Here is a 16,989-nt window from a genome sequence, read left to right as displayed (position 1 = left end):
TTTTTCAGGATGGGTCTCTTCCTGAAAATCCACTTCATTTTATCTAATTTGTGTGTGTTTGATTAAAAAATGTTGTGTTGGATTTCATTTAAATGTATAATTTATTTATGTAATTTTTAATAATAAGCGTATTTTAGCATTTGAAAAGAGAAGTTGTACATAATATGTGAATAAAAAGATTTGTTTCTTATTTTCTAGAGTGAGAGGGCGATATAAAAAAGGTTGCTATTTTTTCGTTCAAAGTGAACAAAGAATCGTTTGTTATTTAGTTGGGGTAACTAATGATTCTTGTTATAAAAAGCGCTTACAATTCGTGTGATGAGAGTAGTACGCATGTTTGTGCAAAAGTGACAAAAAAGAGAAGGCAGGGTGTTTTAATAGAAAAAATTTTTAATAAAAAGGAGAGTTTGTCATGGAGAAAAATGTGTCTCAAGTAACAGCTCAAGAAGAAACAGCGATGAAAGCACGTGGCTACAATGAGGATTTGTTGCCAAGTAGCCCGAAACAACGGACGATGGGCGCGCGCAATTTTTTTACATTATGGATGGGTTCGATTCATAATATCCCGAATTATGCAGCAGTTGGCGGCTTTATTTTCTTAGGCTTATCGCCGCTGCAAGTTATGCTGGCAGTTGTGTTAAGCTCATTCATTGTAGCAGCCTTCATGAATTTGAATGGCGTGGCTGGCTCTAAATATGGGATTCCTTTTGCGATGCACTTACAGTCTACTTACGGAAGTCTCGGAGCAAAACTGCCAGGGTTCTTAAGAGGTTGTGTGGCCGCGATTGCTTGGTTTGGTCTGCAAACATTTACAGGATCGCTCGCTTTATTAATTATTCTCGGGAAATTTTGGCCGAACTTTTTACAAATTGGTGGGTCATTCCAGTTTTTTGGTCTCAGGCTACCTGAATTAATGGCGTTTACTCTTTTCTGGCTCTTAAATGTGGCAATAGGTTTCGGTGGTAGCAAAATTTTGAACCGGTTTACCGCCATTTTAAGTCCGTTGATTTATGTCGTTATTATTGGATTAACGATTTGGGCCATTCGAGCTGGGGGCGGTTTAACACCAATTTTGTCCTATCAAGTTTCTGGTGCGATTCGTTCAGTCAATCCACTGGTGGCGTATCTGATTATTTTTAACTCGGTTGTGGCCGTTTGGTCAGCGCCTGGTGCGAGTGTGGCGGATTTTACTAAGAATGCGCGCTCGACACGTGCTCAGGTTGTGGGGCAAACAGCAGGTTTAGTTGTTGGTTATGGGATTTTCGCTTTTTCCAGTGTGGTTATTCTGTTAGGTGGTTCGCTGTATTTTGGGATTCAGGAATGGAATATTTTAAACATTATTGATCGTTTAGATAATGTGGCAGTGGTGGTCTTAGCCATGTCGGTTTTCTTATTAACGACTATTTCAACGAATGCAACAGGGAACATCATTCCGGCAGGTTATCAATTGGCAGCACTGTTTCCTAAAAAAATGACGTATAAAAAAGGCGTCATGATTGCCAGTGTTATCAGCTTTCTCATTATGCCTTGGAAACTGATGGAAAACGCCGATAGTATTTTTATTTTTCTGAACGCAATTGGGGCTGTTTTAGGACCAGTCGCTGGCGTGATGATTGCGAATTATTATTTTGTTCAAAAGCAACAAATTGATTTAAATGCTTTATACGTAGATAAACACAAAAAAGAGGAAGCCAATCCTTTTTACGGATTAAACAAGCCGGCGTATGTTGCTACTATTCTGGCGTTGGTTCTTTCCTTAAGTGGTCAATTTATTCCACAGGTTAAAATCATTGCTGATATTTCGTGGTTTGTGGGCTTTGCCACAGGTTTTGTGCTGTACTTAGTGTTAAAAAAATGGACTTGGGATTCAAAAAAAGTGAAAGAAACAGCTTATCAGGAGGGAAAATAAATGCAAGCAGAGTTAGTGATTAAAAACGGGTTAGTTATTTTAGAAACTGGAGAAGTCATTACGGATGTCGCCGTTCAAGGAGGAAAAATCGTAGCGATCGGGCAAGACTTGTCGGGAGAACGTGTGATTGATGCGACGGGTTTGGTCGTTAGTCCTGGGATGGTGGATGCTCATGTTCATATTACCGATCCTGGTGGTGGTTACCGCGATGAATGGGAAGGGTATGTCACAGGAACGGCCGCTTGTGCCAAAGGGGGCGTGACGACCTTTATGGAAATGCCTTTAAATCAGATTCCAGCAACCGTGGATAAGACCTCTCTTGAGATCAAATACAAGGCAGGAGAAAATAAACTAAAAGTAGATGTAGGGTCATTTGGGGGTGTGGTTCCGACCAACTTGGCTGGTGGGATTCAGGAACTTGATGAAGGAGGCGTTTCCGGCTATAAATGCTTTTTAGGAACGTGCGGCGATCGTTCAATTGAAGGAGATTTTCAAAATGTCGACGATTATTCACTATATGAAGGAATGAAACAAGTTGCCAAGACTGGCAAAGTGCTAGCAATCCATGCAGAAAATGCGCCAATTACGGATAAATTAGGCGCGTTAGCTTATCAAAATGGCGAAACGACTTTAGCGGCATATGTAGCTACACGTCCTGTGTTTACCGAAGTTGAAGCGATTCAAAAAGCCATTTTATTTGCCAAAGAAACAGGTTGTCGGATTCATATTTGTCATGTGGCTTGTCAAGAAGGCGTGGAAGAAGTTTTAAAAGCCCAAGCAGAAGGGGTAGATGTGACTTGTGAAACATGTACGCATTATTTATATTTTACCACGGATGAACTTGATGCCATTGGTCCAGTTGTCAAATGTTCGCCGCCGATTCGTGACGCGGACCAACAAGCCGCCTTATGGAACCACGTGCAAACAGGCGGCATCGCGTTTGTAACCTCTGACCATTCTCCTTGTACGCCAGACTTAAAAGATACAACCAATGCTTTTGAAGCTTGGGGCGGCATTTCTGGTGTTCAAAATAACGTCGACGTGTTATTCGATGAAGCCGTCCAAAAACGTGGTTTATCCTTGAAACAATTCGCGGATATGATTGCAGCAAACCCAGCTGACCGTTATCATTTAGCACAAAAGGGCCGCATCAGCATTGGTAAGGATGCCGATTTTGTACTAATTAAACCTAATGCGCCGTATATCTTAAAAGCAGAAGATTTAGAATACCGAAATAAAATTAGTCCTTACATTGGTCGTGAAATTGGGGCCCAAGTGATTCAAACAATTTTAAGAGGCGAAACAATTTACGCACAAGAAAATGGGGTAACCGAGGCGTTTAACGGCGTATTTATCAAAAATTAAACACCTATTTTAGAAATGAAAAGGGACAGAAGCGTGATTGAATTAGCGCCTCTGTCCACGAGTTAGAGGATGTTCATTGGTTATTTTGCACAAAAAAAGGCTTAATTTTGTTTGATAAGTACAATGAAGATAACTAGGGAAACGTTTACAATCAGAGTGTAATCAGTCAGGAGGTTTTGTGATGGACTTGGAAAAAGTTTTAAAACAAAGAATCGAAGAGTTGTCAGCAATTGGGAGTGATCCTGCAGGAGGGATGACACGCTTACTTTATACAGATTCGTGGTTGGCAGCACAAAAGTATGTGCAAAGCCAAACTGAGGCGTTTGGACTGGAAACGCAATTTGACGAAGTCGGGAATCTGTTTTGTCGAGTGGCAGGAACGGAATTTCCTCAGGAAACGATTTTAACTGGGTCACATATCGACACAGTAGTTAATGGTGGGACCTTAGATGGTCAATATGGTGTTATTGCTTCCATGACGGCTGTTCAATATTTATTAGACAAATATGGGAAACCACGGCGTTCTCTAGAAGTGCTTTCCATGGCTGAAGAAGAAGGGAGTCGTTTTCCAACGGTTTTCTGGGGAAGCAAAAATGTTGTTGGTGAAGCCAAACGTGAAGAAGTAGTCGATATCTCTGACAACGAAGGTAAAAAGTTTGTTGATGAGATGCATCGCCAAGGCTTTGATTTTCGGCAGGAGCAAACTAGACGTGAGGACATTGAAGCATTTGTCGAAATTCATATTGAACAAGGCAATATTTTAGAGAATGAAAAACTCCAAGTCGGTGTTGTTCATAGTATTGTAGGGCAACGTCGCTACACGGTTAACTTAAAAGGGCAAGCCAATCATGCAGGCACTACGCCAATGAGTTATCGTCATGATGCGGTGTACGGTTTTGCTAAAATTTGTGCAGAAGCCATTGATCGTGCGAATGAAATTGGTGATCCGTTAGTTTTAACATTCGGTAAAGTCATTCCGAAACCCAATACAGTCAACGTGGTGCCTGGAGAAGTGGAATTTACAATTGACTGCCGTCATACCGACGCTGCTTTTTTACGACATTTTACCGGTGAATTAGAAGAACGGATGAAGACAATTGCTCAAGAATTAGGCTTAACGATTGCAATTGACCGCTGGATGGATGAAGCCCCTGTACCGATGAATCAAGCAATTGTAGAAGTTATTGAACAAAAAGCCAAAGAAGGCAAGTATCAGTATCGTATGATGCATAGTGGCGCTGGGCATGATTCGCAAATTATTGCGCCCCATTACCCGACGGCGATGATATTTGTGCCAAGTATTGGTGGGATTAGTCATAATCCAGCAGAAGCAACGGCATTTCCAGATTTGGTTGAAGGCGTCAAGCTTTTAGCAGATACCTTATATGAATTAGCGTATAAATAAGATAGAAAAGGAAGAATTGTGATGGGTTATAAAAATAATCGAGTTGGTTACCAAAAAGAATTGTTAACATCAAGAGCTGTGATAAAAAAAGACAATTACGCCATTATTCCCCATGATGGTTTGGTGCAAAATGCAGTACCTGGTTTTGAAAATGTCGATATTTCCATTTTGGGATCGCCTAAATTAGGTGCGACATTTGTGGATTACATTGCTACGTTTCATAAAAATGGTCAACAAACAACTGGTTTTGGTGGCGACGGGATTCAAACATTGGTTTATGTCATTGACGGTCGTTTGCGCGTTTCAGATGGTCAAGAAACCCATGAGCTTGAAGCCGGGGGCTATGCCTACTTTACGCCTGAAATGAAAATGTATTTAGCGAATGCACAGGAAGCAGACACAGAAGTTTTCTTATATAAAAAACGCTATCAGCCGTTGGCAGACCATCAACCTTATAAAGTGGTTGGGTCAATTCATGACCAACAACCCGAAGAATATGAAGGAATGACAGACGTCTTGCTTTGGAGTTTATTGCCGAAAGAGTTTGACTTTGATATGAATATGCATATCTTATCTTTTGAACCAGGTGCTAGTCATGCCTACATTGAAACGCATGTCCAAGAGCATGGCGCGTATTTAATTAGTGGCCAAGGGATGTACAATTTGGACAATGAATGGTATCCAGTGGAAAAAGGGGACTATATTTTCATGAGTGCCTATGTGCCACAAGCAGCCTATGCGGTTGGCCGTGAAGAACCGTTAATGTACGTTTATTCCAAAGATGCCAATCGTGAACCAGAATTATAACGAAAAGCCGAATGTAAAGTAATGACCTCGGAACAATAGGATTTGAACACGCAGTGGTGAACGGTAGAGTCCTTTTTCTTGGTAGACGTTACTTTTATTCGGCTATTTTCCTGTTAATTATTTTTCTGAAAGTTCCAGCGCTACCCGTAAGAGTAAACTCGTCTCAGGCTCTTGAATAGAGGTACCTAATAATTTTTCACATTGATTCATGCGATATTTAATGGTGTTTCTGTGAAGGTAAAGAGCGTTGGCCGTTTTAGTAATTTCGCAATTGAAATCTAAAAAAACTTTCAAGGTTTTTCGTAATTCTTGTAACGTCGGTTCCGTCGGATAGGCCAACTCTTTCAATTGTTGCTGGCAAAAGTATTCAACATCTTCAGTGCCAATCTTTTCAAAAAGTCCAGCTAGGCCTTTGGGATGGAACAATTGCACAGTCGCTGGTTTTTGAGCGTGTAAAGAAGCCTCTAATGTCGAGGAAGCTTCAATATAAGAATTAGGCAAATCTTCTAGGTTTTCATAAGCATTGCCTAAAGCAAAGCGAATGGTAATAGGCAAAGCCTGTTGCAAACGTTCAGCGAGGTTTTGCAAAATCATCAAATGGTCATTTTTCTTAGATTGAAAAATCAAGATACTTTTATTTTGATTTTTTAATTTAAACAAGGCGACATCTGGCAGGATTTCCGGCAATTGTTCTTTGAGCCATTGGAAAATTAGTTGCCCTTCCGCTTGCTGATAACGAATATGGGTTTCATTTTCTGGTTTAGTCACGCCGTAGACAATCGCTAATTGATAATAATCACTGTTGATTAAACGATAATTTTTCCAAAGTTCCAACCAATTTTGATGTTTACTCAGCGCTTCTTGATGTGTATCAAGCAAGCGGTCCAAAAAGTCTGTTTTGAGATGCTCAAAAGATTCAGCAATTTTCTGGTTTTTAAATAACATAAAAGTCAAAACTAAAATGGCCTGATCAATGGCAAATTCAGAAATAGGATAAGGAATCTGTTCAGGAGATAAGACCAATAAATAATAGGGAAAATAATCGTTCACACGAATTGGAAAGCCAGCTACTTGAATGTTTTCTTGTTGCTCATCCTGTAAACGAAAGATTTTCTTTTCTTGTGCCAATTGTTGAAAGTGGTCTTTTGATAATTGTTCGATAAAAAACTCCGCTGATTTTTGATTGCCATAAAAATAATTCGAGTGAGCAATCACCTGTTGCCAAGGACTTAATAAAATAATTGGCGCATTTAAAATTTTCGCAAATTCAGCGATGAAACGCGTAGCATCAACATCTTGCATTAATAATGTTGAAAAACGCTTTTGGATGTCAAATGCCGCAGACATCTGTTCGGTTTTGCTATCACGAAGATAGCCTACAATTTCATGCAACAACCCGCCTAGTGGCTGTGTGCTAGGAATTTTAATCAGGGGCAAATCAACGGCACTGGCATAGGCAACAATTTCTGGTGAAATTTCGTCAAGGAACCGCCCAACTTTGATTCCTAAAGCCGTACACTCTGCTTGTTTTAGCGAGTCAATAAAAGGTTTCAATTTTTCTTGATCATCTTTATAAATCATTGCCGTTGTTAAAATCATGACATTTTTAGGGATAAAATCAGCCACATCAGGTGTTTCCGTGATTTCTACACTTTCCAAGGGCTGTGTTAAGTTTGAGTGAGACGATAATAATTGTAAATCAGAAAATCTTGGTAAAGCCAAGACCTCAGCTAATATTTTCATCACAACAACCTCCTTTTTTTATAGTATAGCGAAGAATAAAAAGGAGTACAAAAGATAGTTATTGAATATGTCTAAAAAACAAAGTCAAAATAGTGCAAATTGAACAATGAATTTCTGAGTTTTTCCAAAGATAATAAAAGAGAAGAATTAAAAATGAAGTGAGGGATTACTATGTATCAACAACCAAATTTTGTACGGCGAACAATCATGACGCCGGGACCAGTCGAAGCCCATCCATCGGTACTTCGTCAAATGGGTCAACCAATTTTAGGGCAATTCGATCCAGAATTTCTACAAATTATGGATGAAGTTCGGGAAATGATTAAAGTACCTTTTGCCACAAAGAATCAACAAGCCTTTGCCATTGATGGCACGTCACGTTCAGGCTTGGAAGCGGGGTTATTTGCATTGATTGAGCCAGGCGACAAAGTGCTTGTGCCTGCGTATGGCCGGTTTGCTTATTTATTAGGTGAAATTTGCGAACGCGCCCGGGCCGAAGTCATTTATTTAGAAAAGGACTGGCTCGCACCGTTTGAACAAACAACGGTGATTAAAGCGATTAAAGAACATCAACCAAAAATTGTTGCGATGGTCCACGGCGAAACGGCGAATGCACAAATGCAACCACTGGATCAAATTGGCGCCTTTTGTCGGGAAAATGAAATTTTCTTCGTAGTAGATATGGTGGCGACTTACGGCGGTGTCGAAACAAAGGTCGATGATTGGAAGATTGATATTGCGGTAGCAGGCACTCAAAAATGTGTCAGCGTACCTTCAGGCCTTTCTTTGATTACCTACAACCAACGTGTAGCCGATTATCTGGCGGGCCGTTACCAAAAAGAGTTAGGGCTTGGCGCGGATGCGCGGAATGAACGGTTCATTCAAAGTAACTACTTGGATTTATCGCAATTAGAAAAATATTGGGGACCAGAGCGCTTAAATCACCATACAGAAGCGACTACAATGATTTATGGGCTACATGAAGGGCTGCGCTTGTTACTTCAAGAAGGCATGGAAAATGTCTACGCACGTCATCGGAAAAACGATCGTATTTTAGTTGAAAGTCTGCAAAAAATGGGCTTAGAAATTTTCGGGAAGTTAGACACAAAAACACCAACAGTCATTCCTGTGGTCATTCCAGAAGGAATTGATGGTGAAAAGGTGCGGAGCTTATTACTGGATCATTTTAAAGTTGAAATTGCCTCTTCCTTCGGTGATTTAAAAGGAAAAATTTGGCGGGTCGGTAATATGGGGTACAGCAGTCGCGAAGACAATGTGTTGCATTTCTTGAGTGCCTTTGAGACTGTATTGAAACACCAAGGTTATCAATTTGAAGGCGGTAGCGGTAGTACTCATGCATTGGCTGAGTATTTAAACTAAAAAAGAAGGTAGGACAAAGGTCACTACGTAAAAAAGCGTAGTGCTTTTGTTCCTTATGAAACGTTAACCAAAAAAATGATTGGTGGAGGAAAAGAAAATGACAGACAAGACAAAAAGTTCGTTGGCTTATTGGAAAAAAATCGTTATTTTACTATGTATGGGCTGGGTAACAATCTGGATTTATCGTTCCGCGCTTTCTCCTGTTTATCCGCAAATTCGTGCGTCTTTAAATGGTAACGCTTCCGATACGGCCCTAGGGTCCATTTCTAGCTTTTATTTTCTCGGTTACGTAGTCATGCAGATTCCTGCAGGCTTCTTGGTAGACAAAATTGGGAAAAAACGTGTATTAATTCCAGGCTTTATCTTGTTTGCGCTGGCAGCATTACTGATTGCCCAAGCCCAAACGATTGGAACAATTTACTTAGGTAGCTTATTGGCAGGCTTAGGATGTGGTTCTTTCTATGGCTCGGCTTACTCGTTGACGTCGCAAAACATTCCTCAAGCCAAAAAAAGTTTTGCAACAGCTATTGTTAACAGTGGTTCAGCAGTTGGTTCAGGTTTAGGAATGATTTTATCTAGTTATTTAGTTGCCCAAAAAGGATTACCTTGGCAGGTGATGATGTACATTTCCGCCTTTATGATTATTTGTATGTTAGTGGCTTTTCAAGTAATTATTCGCAATCATAAAGAAGATATGGCCTTGATTCAGCCAACCGTTGTTGATGAAAAAGATAACGAAGCGGTAAAAGAAAAGGTGCCCTTTAAAAAACTGTTTGCGCCACATATGCTATTTGCGTATATTTTATATTTTGGCACTTGTTATGCATATTATATGATTGTGACTTGGTTACCTAATTTTTTAAGTACCGAACGTGGTTTCCAAGGAGCGGCAATTGGATTGTCCTCTTCGCTGGTCGCATTTGCCTCTATTCCAGGAGCGTTATTTTTTAGTCGGTTGGCGGATAAGTACATGCATAAAAAAGTTCAATTCATCGTTGTTTTAGAATTTTTAGCAACAGCCATGCTTTTGTTAACTGTACAAGTAAGTAATGCAACGTTGTTATTAATTGCTTTAATTATGTATGGGTTCTTAGGGAAATTAGCTGTAGAACCGATTATTATTTCTTGGCTAGGTGAAAATGCACCAAAAATTGGAATTGGCACTACTTTGGGTGTGTTTAACTTTTTCGGCATGATGTCATCTGTAATCGCCCCAGCTTTAACTGGGAAAATTTCTGACACAACGGGTTCGAAAGTCATGGGCTTTTATATCGCCGTCGTGATTTTACTAATTGGCACGATTCTTTTTATGCTTGTCAATTTAAAAAAACGCGGGGCAGATTCGTCTAATAAATAAAAAAACAACGCAAACTTATCTTTCGTTGAATAAGTTTGCGTTGTTTTACTTTTTGACAATCATATTAATCGCTTGTGCTAATCGCTCTTCTTGTTCTTTAGGATCTTTTTCAGGATTTTCAAAGCAATGCTTTAAATTCTCCGCAACAATCATCCCCATTACGCGATCAATACTAGAACGGACCGCACTCAACTGAGTGATAACATCGATACACTCTTTTTCTTCATCAATCATTTTTTGAATCCCGCGAATTTGACCTTCTGTGCGGCGTAAACGATTCAGAACTTTCTTTTTTTCTTCAGTCATTTTGCCCCTCCTTAAGAGTAGTGATTGGTTTAAAATATACCTACACGAGGTATTTTTGTCAACTATCTTTTCTTTGAATCTAAAAATGGCAGAAATCTCTTCAGTTGACAAGTCTAACTTTTTCATGTTAAATATACCCCGTAAGGTATATAAGAGAAGGAGAAAAAGATGTTATTTCAATTGTTTAAAAAAACGCCAAGTATTTCAACAAAAGAATTGCAGTCACGTTTATCTAAAGAGATAACGTTATTAGATGTCCGGACACCTAGCGAATACCGCGCAGGGCATATTCCACAAGCGATTAATGTCCCACTTAACAAAATTCCCGCCTACAACAAATCCGCTAACGAGGTCTATGTGATTTGCCAGTCCGGCATGCGCAGCAAAAATGCGGCCAAAATTTTAGCGAGAAAAAACTATCACGTGATTAACGTTCGTGGCGGGATGTCCCAATGGTCTGGTCAAATTAAAGGAGGAAAATAAATGAAAATTGTAATTATTGGAGGCGTGGCTGGTGGCATGTCAGCAGCGACACGTTTACGTCGTTTAATGGAAGATGCTGAAATTGTTGTCATGGAAAAAGGCCCTTTTGTTTCATTTGCAAACTGTGGTTTGCCTTACTACGTTTCTGGCGAAATCGCAGAAAGAGAGCAACTGCTTGTTCAAACACCCGAAGCGTTAAAGGCACGGTTTAATTTAGATGTTCGTCCTCACCATGAAGTCGTGGCGATTGATCCAATAGAAAAAGTGATCACAGTGAAACATGAAACAGAAATTTTAACAGAACACTATGACAAATTAATTTTATCACCAGGGGCGAAACCTTTTGTGCCACCAATTACAGGATTGGCAGAAGCCAAAAATGTTTTTTCATTAAGAAATGTTCCTGATTTAGATCAAATTATGACAGCCTTGACACCAGAAACAAAACGAGCCGTCGTGATTGGCGCAGGCTTCATTGGCTTGGAAATGGCAGAAAACTTACAAAAACGCGGATTAGAAGTCACTCTCGTGGAAAAGGCACCCCATGTTTTACCGCCATTAGACGAAGAAATGGCCGCTTTTGTCAAAGTTGAATTAAGCAAAAACAATGTTCAAGTAATTACGGGACAATCTGCGGTTGCTTTTGAAGAAGAAGGGCAAGTGATTCGCTTAGAAGACGGTCAAACATTAGCTTCTGATTTAACCATTTTGTCGGTGGGTGTCCAACCAGAAAATACCTTAGCAGTTGAAGCAGGTGTAGCAACTGGTTTACGTGGCGGTATTGTTGTTGATGAACACTATCAAACGAATCAACCCGATATTTATGCGGTTGGGGATGCTATTGTAGTGAAACAACAAATCACTCAAGAAGATGCGCTGATTTCTTTAGCTTCCCCCGCCAATCGCCAAGGACGTCAAGTAGCGGATGTGATTGCTGGGTTAGAGAGAAAAAATCAAGGGAGCATTGGGACCGCTATTGTGCGAGTCTTTGATTTAACCGCCGCTTCAACTGGTTTAAGCGAACGGACTGCTAAAGCTGCTGGACTAACAACAGCTGTTGTGCATATCAGTGGAAAAGACCATGCGGGGTATTATCCTGGCGCAACAGATCTTCAGTTAAAATTAGTTTTCCATCCTACGACAGGGGAAATTTATGGCGCACAAGGAATTGGGGCAAAGGGCGTAGATAAGCGGATTGATATTCTTGCGACCGCTATTAAAGGACAGTTAACTATTTTTGATTTGCCTGAATTAGAGTTTACCTATGCGCCGCCGTTTGGTTCAGCGAAAGATCCTGTGAACATGTTAGGCTATGCAGCGATGAACCTTGCAGAAGGATTGAGTGAAAACGTTCAATGGTATGAGTTATCCAACGAATTAGCTAATGGGGCTGTTTTATTAGATGTCCGTAATCCCGCCGAACGAGCCAATGGTCAATTTAAAAATGCTGTCTCTATTCCTTTAAATGAGTTAAGAGAACGTTTGGAGGAATTAGACAAGTCAACGGAGTACATTGTTAGTTGTCACAGCGGTTTGCGTAGTTATATTGCAGAACGGATGCTAAAACAAGCAGGCATCTCAGCCAAAAATTTAGATGGTGCTTTTGCGCTATATCGAATGGTAAAACCGGAGGAACTAGAAAATGTATAACACGATTGGCATGCCTGAATTTTATCAGGAAGCAAAACGAAAAAAATTACCAATTATTGATGTACGAGAAGAAATGGAATACCAACTGGGGCATGTCCCTCAGGCCATCAACTTACCTTTAAGTACTTTAACCGAAAATTATCAGCAATTAGATAAAAACCAACCCTATTATCTGATTTGTCAAATGGGATCGCGCTCCGCACAAGCGTGTGCGTTTCTCAGTCAACAAGGGTATCAAGTAACCAATGTTCTAGGTGGTACATCTGGCTGGTTGGGTCAATTAGAACAATAAAATAACAAAAAACGTTTATCCTTTTACACAGGATAAACGTTTTTTTGTTAGATAAAGATGTGTCAAAACTGTAAGAGGAATGATAGGAAGATGAAGGGACCAGTTTTTTTATTCATTATATACTAAATAAAATGACAAACTCGTCAACAGAAATCAAGGAGGAACAAATAAATGAAAAAGTCAGGCCAGAAGAAGCGAAATAAAAAAGTGTGGTTCGGTATTGGTGCCGCAGTGGTCGTCGTCGGATTTATCGGAGCAAAAACAGTTTTTTCTTCAAAAGAAGTTGAACCTGAATACACAACGTATACCATTACAGAAATGGCCTCATTAAAATTAGATGGTCAAGTGAGTTTTCTAGATACTCGGGATATTTTCTTTGATCCTTCTTTAGGAAAAATTGCCGAAATAAATGTTGAAAATGGTAAAGAAGTCAAGAAAGATAGTCCATTGTTAACGTACAATAACTCAGACATCCAAGCCACAGAAACAGAACAAGCGAATGCCGTTAATCGGAATAATCTTCAAGTTCAACAAGCACAAGAGAACGTTAACTTAGCCACTCAAAAATACAATGAAGCGTTAAACAAAGTTGCTGCAGCCAAGCAAAAATTAAACACCGCAAAAGAGGCTGAAGAGAAAGAAACACTAAATGCGGAAATTCAGCAATTGAATGAAGCCGTTAGTGCTGCGAATAGTGAAGTCGCCCAAGCTAACCAAGCCCTTCAATTAGCCAACAGTGATGCTGTCGGAGCAGCAAACACGCTTGAACAAACACGTGGCAAAGTCAACACAGTCGTTACAGCACCAATTGATGGCCAAGTCACTGTCGATGCTAGTGCCATGAGTAGTACCGACAAACCAGTCATTAAAATTGCAACACAAAAGAAAAATATTCAAGGAAAAGTAACCGAATATGATTACGATAAATTACAGACAGGGGAAGAAGTAACAGTGACGACCGTTGGTTCAGGCAAATCAGCGCCAGGCAAAATTGTTTCCATTGCGCAAACCCCAATAGCTAAAAATGAAGGCAATCCAGTAGTGAGTTATCAATTTACAGTAGAAGGTGATTTTCCTTGGGCAGAAGGCTTGTCTACTAGCATCGCTGTGCCGCAAAAACAAATGATTATACCGACAGCAGCAATCCAAAAAGAAGGCCAAAAAGAATTTGTCTATGTTTACAAAGCGGGCAAAGCGAAAAAAACACCGATTGAAACAGAAACAAATTTAGGTCGTAAAGTTGTCAAAAGTGGCTTGAACTGGAAAGACCAAGTGATTGCCAATCCCAATAAAGAATTAAAAGATAATCAAGATGTTCAGGTAGCTGCCAATGATTAAGCTAGCCCATATTCATAAATATTATTATTCCGAAGAAGAAACACTGCATGTGTTAGATGATATTAACCTCCAAGTAGACGCTGGAGAATTTTTAGCGATTATGGGTCCTTCTGGTTCTGGGAAATCGACTTTGATTAATTTGCTAGGCTTTATTGATAAAAAGTTTGAAGGAACGTATTTATTTGAAGACCGTGAAATTGGCGACTTTTCTGATAAGGAACTATCCCGAATTAGAAATGAAGCAGTCGGCTTTGTCTTTCAGAATTTTAGTTTAATTGAAACACTAACAGTTGAAGAAAACATTGAATTGCCTCTTTTATATAGTGGGTTAACCCCAAAAGAAGCCAAAGATCGTGTCCACGAAGTTCTGACAAAAGTCGGCTTGCCAGATAAAGGCAAGAAGCATCCAAAACAACTTTCGGGTGGACAACAACAACGTGTGGCCATTGCACGTGCGATTGTCAATCGGCCAAGTTTTATTATTGCAGATGAACCAACTGGGGCTTTAGATAGTAAAACATCGGAAGAAATTTTAACGCTCTTTCAGCAATTAAACAATGAAGGTGTCACCATTATTTTAGTGACACATGATGAAGAGACAATTGAATACTGCAATCGTTTGATTAAAGTTCGTGATGGAAAGATTTTAGAGGAGGTGCTGACATGAAACGTTCAATTATTTGGAAAACCGCCTTCCGTTCCATTTTGAAAAATAAGCGACGCAGCTTGTTAACGATGCTAGGGATTGTCATCGGGATCGCTTCGGTGATTACCATCGTGGCTATCGGTAACGGCTTTAAAGAAGACATGGTCGATAAATTATCCGCTGAAAAACAAAAAGAAAATGTGAAGAAGATTTCTTTTTCGGCCTACAACACTTCGGATATGTTTAGTGACCAAGCGATGTTTACCGACAATGATTTAGGGGTCGTGCGCATGGTTCCTGGCGTAGAAAAAATTGATTTTGATCAAAGAGAAGTTGATGGCGCCCAAAAAGGTACACTGAATTTTCAAGCAGGACCGAAAAATCTTTCCGTAACCTATGAACTTGCCAACAAAACCACCAAAGAATTGTTGGCGGGACGCCAACTGAATGATGGAGACAATGCAAAACTGGATAAAACAGTGGTGGTGGATGAACTGGTTGCCAAAGAACTCTACCAAGACCCAACTGCAGCAGTTAATCGAACTTTTCCATATAAAGAGCAACTTTTTACCATTGTTGGCGTGACAACCAATACCAGCGGTGCCATTGGTCCAGGTAATGATGACTCATTACTTTATTTTCCCAAAAAGACCTATGAACATTATTTCGGCAAGCTAAAAGATACATCTACGTTGAAGCTAACAGTGGCACCTGGCTACCAACCAGATCAAGTATTGAAAGAAACAATAAAAGCTCTCTCTCAACAAGGAACCATGAAAAACAGCGGGACATATCAAGAATATAATGTTAAAGATACCATCAAAGAAATGGGCTCTTTATTAAATAATTTAACCTTGTTTATTTCCGCAATTGCAGCCATTTCACTGGTAATTGCTGGGGTCGGCGTTATGAATATGATGTACATTTCGGTCTCAGAACGGATTAAGGAAATTGGTATCCGACGTGCATTGGGCGGGACAGCCAGTGATATTAAAAAGCAATTCTTAACAGAAGGAATTGCCTTGACCTTAATCGGCGGAATTACTGGTTATCTTTTAGGAATGATTATTGCCTACTTGGCCTCAATGGCACTACCGTTTTCTGTTCGACCAGATTTAATGACCGTTTCATTAGCCATCGGGATTTCTGTCTTTATCGGGGTTGTATTTAGCTATTTCCCTGCCTCGGCAGCTTCGAAAAAAGACTTGATCGATATTATGAAATAAATATAAGCAGCAAAAAAACAGCCACTTTTGGCTGTTTTTTTTAGTGAAAGTAGAAAAAAATCCAAAGATTTCAAGAGAAAATAGCTAACAAACGTCAAAAGGTTGATATTAGCTACCAACCTTTTGACGTTTGTTAGCTAAATAAAAAAAGAAAAAATTAAAAAAATAGCATATTGAGGATTAAATAACAAATATTTTTTTAAATAAGACTATTAGAAAGCCTTTATAAATCAGGGATTATAGGAATGACTGTTAATGACTGATTTGCTTGTAAATTTCTAAATTTTAATTCGAAAAATTTCCAGTATACTAAATATATCAAATCGAAACACGAAAATTGAGAAAATTTTGAACTAAAAAAGAATTAAGGAGGAATCAAGAATGAAAATAATGGTCATCACAAAAAATATTTTATCAGAAACTGCTTTTCAAAACCGCTTACAGCATTTAGATCACCAAGTTTTTTGTACGACGTGTCTGATTGGTGAAATTAAGGAAAGTCATTTGTTTTATCGAAAATTTGATGCCATCATTCTCAGCGAAACGATTCCTCGCAAAGAACAATATTTATATCTAAAGGAATTAGCCAGAGTTAAAACGCCGTTGTTTCTTCGCTCCGAAGACATTCCTACCTCGGAAGAATTGAGCATCAGCTATCAATATGGCATTCTCAATTGGCTACGATTGGATGCGACTTTGGATACATTAAGAGAAAATCTCCTCTTGGCAGAATTAAATAAACCCATCCAACGAGAAGATGAAAAGTTAAACGTAGAAGGGATAAAGCTAACCGCTACAGAACGGGCACTACTGGCTGTCTTGTACAGTACGCCAAAAGAACACTTACCAATGGAGCGCCTGTGTAAATTAATTTATGACACAGAAGAAACAGCCAACAATCGAAAAAAAATGACCAAACAGCTGACAAAATTAAATAAAAAAATTCAAGTAGGGGGCTTTAAAAAACAAGGTATCCAAAATACACGGTATAAAGGCTACAAACTGCATCCGCAGTTGCTTCCTTACATTGGCGAATTATTTACTTAAAATAGAGAAGCACTTGACGAATGAAAATCACCATC

General features: G+C 39.4%; 15 protein-coding genes. 13 read left to right on the top strand and 2 right to left on the bottom strand.

The annotated features are described in order from the left end of the window. Nucleotides 1–412: 412 nt before the first annotated feature. From allW to allE, 4 genes are all read left to right on the top strand, one after another. Nucleotides 413–1,909, top strand: a complete 1,497-nt coding sequence (allW, locus tag IGM13_RS12035; protein WP_002419556.1) for an allantoin permease — start codon at nt 413–415, stop codon at nt 1,907–1,909. After that, on the top strand, nt 1,910–3,274 hold the full coding sequence (gene allB, locus IGM13_RS12030) for an allantoinase AllB (protein ID WP_002419555.1): 1,365 nt from the start codon (nt 1,910–1,912) through the stop codon (nt 3,272–3,274). Nucleotides 3,275–3,455: 181 nt separating this feature from the next. After that, nucleotides 3,456–4,679, top strand: coding sequence for an allantoate deiminase (allC, locus tag IGM13_RS12025; RefSeq protein ID WP_002383320.1), 1,224 nt, complete (start codon nt 3,456–3,458; stop codon nt 4,677–4,679). 21 nt (nt 4,680–4,700) lie between these two features. Continuing rightward, on the top strand, nt 4,701–5,486 hold the full coding sequence (gene allE, locus IGM13_RS12020) for a (S)-ureidoglycine aminohydrolase (RefSeq protein ID WP_002404331.1): 786 nt from the start codon (nt 4,701–4,703) through the stop codon (nt 5,484–5,486). Between the two features lie 117 nt (nt 5,487–5,603). Here allE and IGM13_RS12015 read toward each other — a convergent pair whose 3' ends face one another. Continuing rightward, the gene (locus IGM13_RS12015; protein ID WP_002419554.1) at nt 5,604–7,229 is read right to left on the bottom strand and encodes a PucR family transcriptional regulator; all 1,626 of its coding nucleotides are present in this window, start codon (nt 7,227–7,229) and stop codon (nt 5,604–5,606) included. A 171-nt stretch (nt 7,230–7,400) separates the two neighbouring features. On the opposite strand from IGM13_RS12015, the gene IGM13_RS12010 reads away from it, so the two are divergent. Continuing rightward, complete coding sequence (locus tag IGM13_RS12010; protein WP_002419553.1) at nt 7,401–8,609, top strand: pyridoxal-phosphate-dependent aminotransferase family protein; 1,209 nt, start codon at nt 7,401–7,403, stop codon at nt 8,607–8,609. A 97-nt stretch (nt 8,610–8,706) separates the two neighbouring features. Next, nucleotides 8,707–9,966 (top strand): MFS transporter, encoded by a 1,260-nt coding sequence (locus IGM13_RS12005; protein WP_002370048.1) that lies wholly within the window; start codon nt 8,707–8,709, stop codon nt 9,964–9,966. A gap of 45 nt (nt 9,967–10,011) precedes the next feature. On the opposite strand, the gene IGM13_RS12000 is transcribed toward IGM13_RS12005, so the two are convergent. Further along, nucleotides 10,012–10,272, bottom strand: coding sequence for a metal-sensitive transcriptional regulator (locus tag IGM13_RS12000; protein WP_002355063.1), 261 nt, complete (start codon nt 10,270–10,272; stop codon nt 10,012–10,014). 168 nt (nt 10,273–10,440) lie between these two features. On the opposite strand from IGM13_RS12000, the gene IGM13_RS11995 reads away from it, so the two are divergent. The 7 genes from IGM13_RS11995 (at nt 10,441) to IGM13_RS11965 (ending at nt 16,954) form a co-directional block, all read left to right on the top strand. Next, nucleotides 10,441–10,755, top strand: a complete 315-nt coding sequence (locus IGM13_RS11995; RefSeq protein WP_002365287.1) for a rhodanese-like domain-containing protein — start codon at nt 10,441–10,443, stop codon at nt 10,753–10,755. Then, the gene (locus IGM13_RS11990) at nt 10,756–12,405 is read left to right on the top strand and encodes an FAD-dependent oxidoreductase (protein ID WP_002419551.1); all 1,650 of its coding nucleotides are present in this window, start codon (nt 10,756–10,758) and stop codon (nt 12,403–12,405) included. Further along, a complete protein-coding gene (locus IGM13_RS11985) occupies nt 12,398–12,697 on the top strand; it encodes a rhodanese-like domain-containing protein (RefSeq protein ID WP_002355066.1) in 300 nt (99 codons plus the stop codon). Before IGM13_RS11990 ends, IGM13_RS11985 begins: the two co-directional genes overlap by 8 nt. Before the next feature lie 171 nt (nt 12,698–12,868). Then, entirely contained in the window at nt 12,869–14,035 is a 1,167-nt protein-coding gene (locus IGM13_RS11980; protein WP_002359132.1) for an efflux RND transporter periplasmic adaptor subunit, read from the top strand. Further along, the gene (locus tag IGM13_RS11975) at nt 14,028–14,702 is read left to right on the top strand and encodes an ABC transporter ATP-binding protein (protein WP_002365285.1); all 675 of its coding nucleotides are present in this window, start codon (nt 14,028–14,030) and stop codon (nt 14,700–14,702) included. The genes IGM13_RS11980 and IGM13_RS11975 overlap by 8 nt, the downstream gene beginning before the upstream one ends. Further along, nucleotides 14,699–15,907 carry an ABC transporter permease gene (locus tag IGM13_RS11970; RefSeq protein WP_002419550.1) on the top strand — a complete coding sequence of 403 codons (1,209 nt, stop codon included), beginning with the start codon at nt 14,699–14,701 and terminating at the stop codon, nt 15,905–15,907. The genes IGM13_RS11975 and IGM13_RS11970 overlap by 4 nt, the downstream gene beginning before the upstream one ends. 381 nt (nt 15,908–16,288) lie before the next feature. Then, on the top strand, nt 16,289–16,954 hold the full coding sequence (locus IGM13_RS11965; protein ID WP_002383329.1) for a helix-turn-helix domain-containing protein: 666 nt from the start codon (nt 16,289–16,291) through the stop codon (nt 16,952–16,954). Nucleotides 16,955–16,989: the final 35 nt, after the last annotated feature.

The sequence above is a fragment of the Enterococcus sp. DIV0561 genome, from assembly GCF_050539875.1.
GTDB classification, from domain to species: domain Bacteria; phylum Bacillota; class Bacilli; order Lactobacillales; family Enterococcaceae; genus Enterococcus; species Enterococcus faecalis.
This window is presented reverse-complemented; position numbering and strand designations above follow the sequence as displayed.

Coding starts and splice junctions, on each gene's coding strand:
- allW (WP_002419556.1), top strand. CDS start 413: ATGGAGAAAAATGTGTCTCAAGTAACAGCTCAAGAAGAAACAGCGATG.
- allB (WP_002419555.1), top strand. CDS start 1,910: ATGCAAGCAGAGTTAGTGATTAAAAACGGGTTAGTTATTTTAGAAACT.
- allC (WP_002383320.1), top strand. CDS start 3,456: ATGGACTTGGAAAAAGTTTTAAAACAAAGAATCGAAGAGTTGTCAGCA.
- allE (WP_002404331.1), top strand. CDS start 4,701: ATGGGTTATAAAAATAATCGAGTTGGTTACCAAAAAGAATTGTTAACA.
- IGM13_RS12015 (WP_002419554.1), bottom strand. CDS start 7,229: ATGAAAATATTAGCTGAGGTCTTGGCTTTACCAAGATTTTCTGATTTA.
- IGM13_RS12010 (WP_002419553.1), top strand. CDS start 7,401: ATGTATCAACAACCAAATTTTGTACGGCGAACAATCATGACGCCGGGA.
- IGM13_RS12005 (WP_002370048.1), top strand. CDS start 8,707: ATGACAGACAAGACAAAAAGTTCGTTGGCTTATTGGAAAAAAATCGTT.
- IGM13_RS12000 (WP_002355063.1), bottom strand. CDS start 10,272: ATGACTGAAGAAAAAAAGAAAGTTCTGAATCGTTTACGCCGCACAGAA.
- IGM13_RS11995 (WP_002365287.1), top strand. CDS start 10,441: ATGTTATTTCAATTGTTTAAAAAAACGCCAAGTATTTCAACAAAAGAA.
- IGM13_RS11990 (WP_002419551.1), top strand. CDS start 10,756: ATGAAAATTGTAATTATTGGAGGCGTGGCTGGTGGCATGTCAGCAGCG.
- IGM13_RS11985 (WP_002355066.1), top strand. CDS start 12,398: ATGTATAACACGATTGGCATGCCTGAATTTTATCAGGAAGCAAAACGA.
- IGM13_RS11980 (WP_002359132.1), top strand. CDS start 12,869: ATGAAAAAGTCAGGCCAGAAGAAGCGAAATAAAAAAGTGTGGTTCGGT.
- IGM13_RS11975 (WP_002365285.1), top strand. CDS start 14,028: ATGATTAAGCTAGCCCATATTCATAAATATTATTATTCCGAAGAAGAA.
- IGM13_RS11970 (WP_002419550.1), top strand. CDS start 14,699: ATGAAACGTTCAATTATTTGGAAAACCGCCTTCCGTTCCATTTTGAAA.
- IGM13_RS11965 (WP_002383329.1), top strand. CDS start 16,289: ATGAAAATAATGGTCATCACAAAAAATATTTTATCAGAAACTGCTTTT.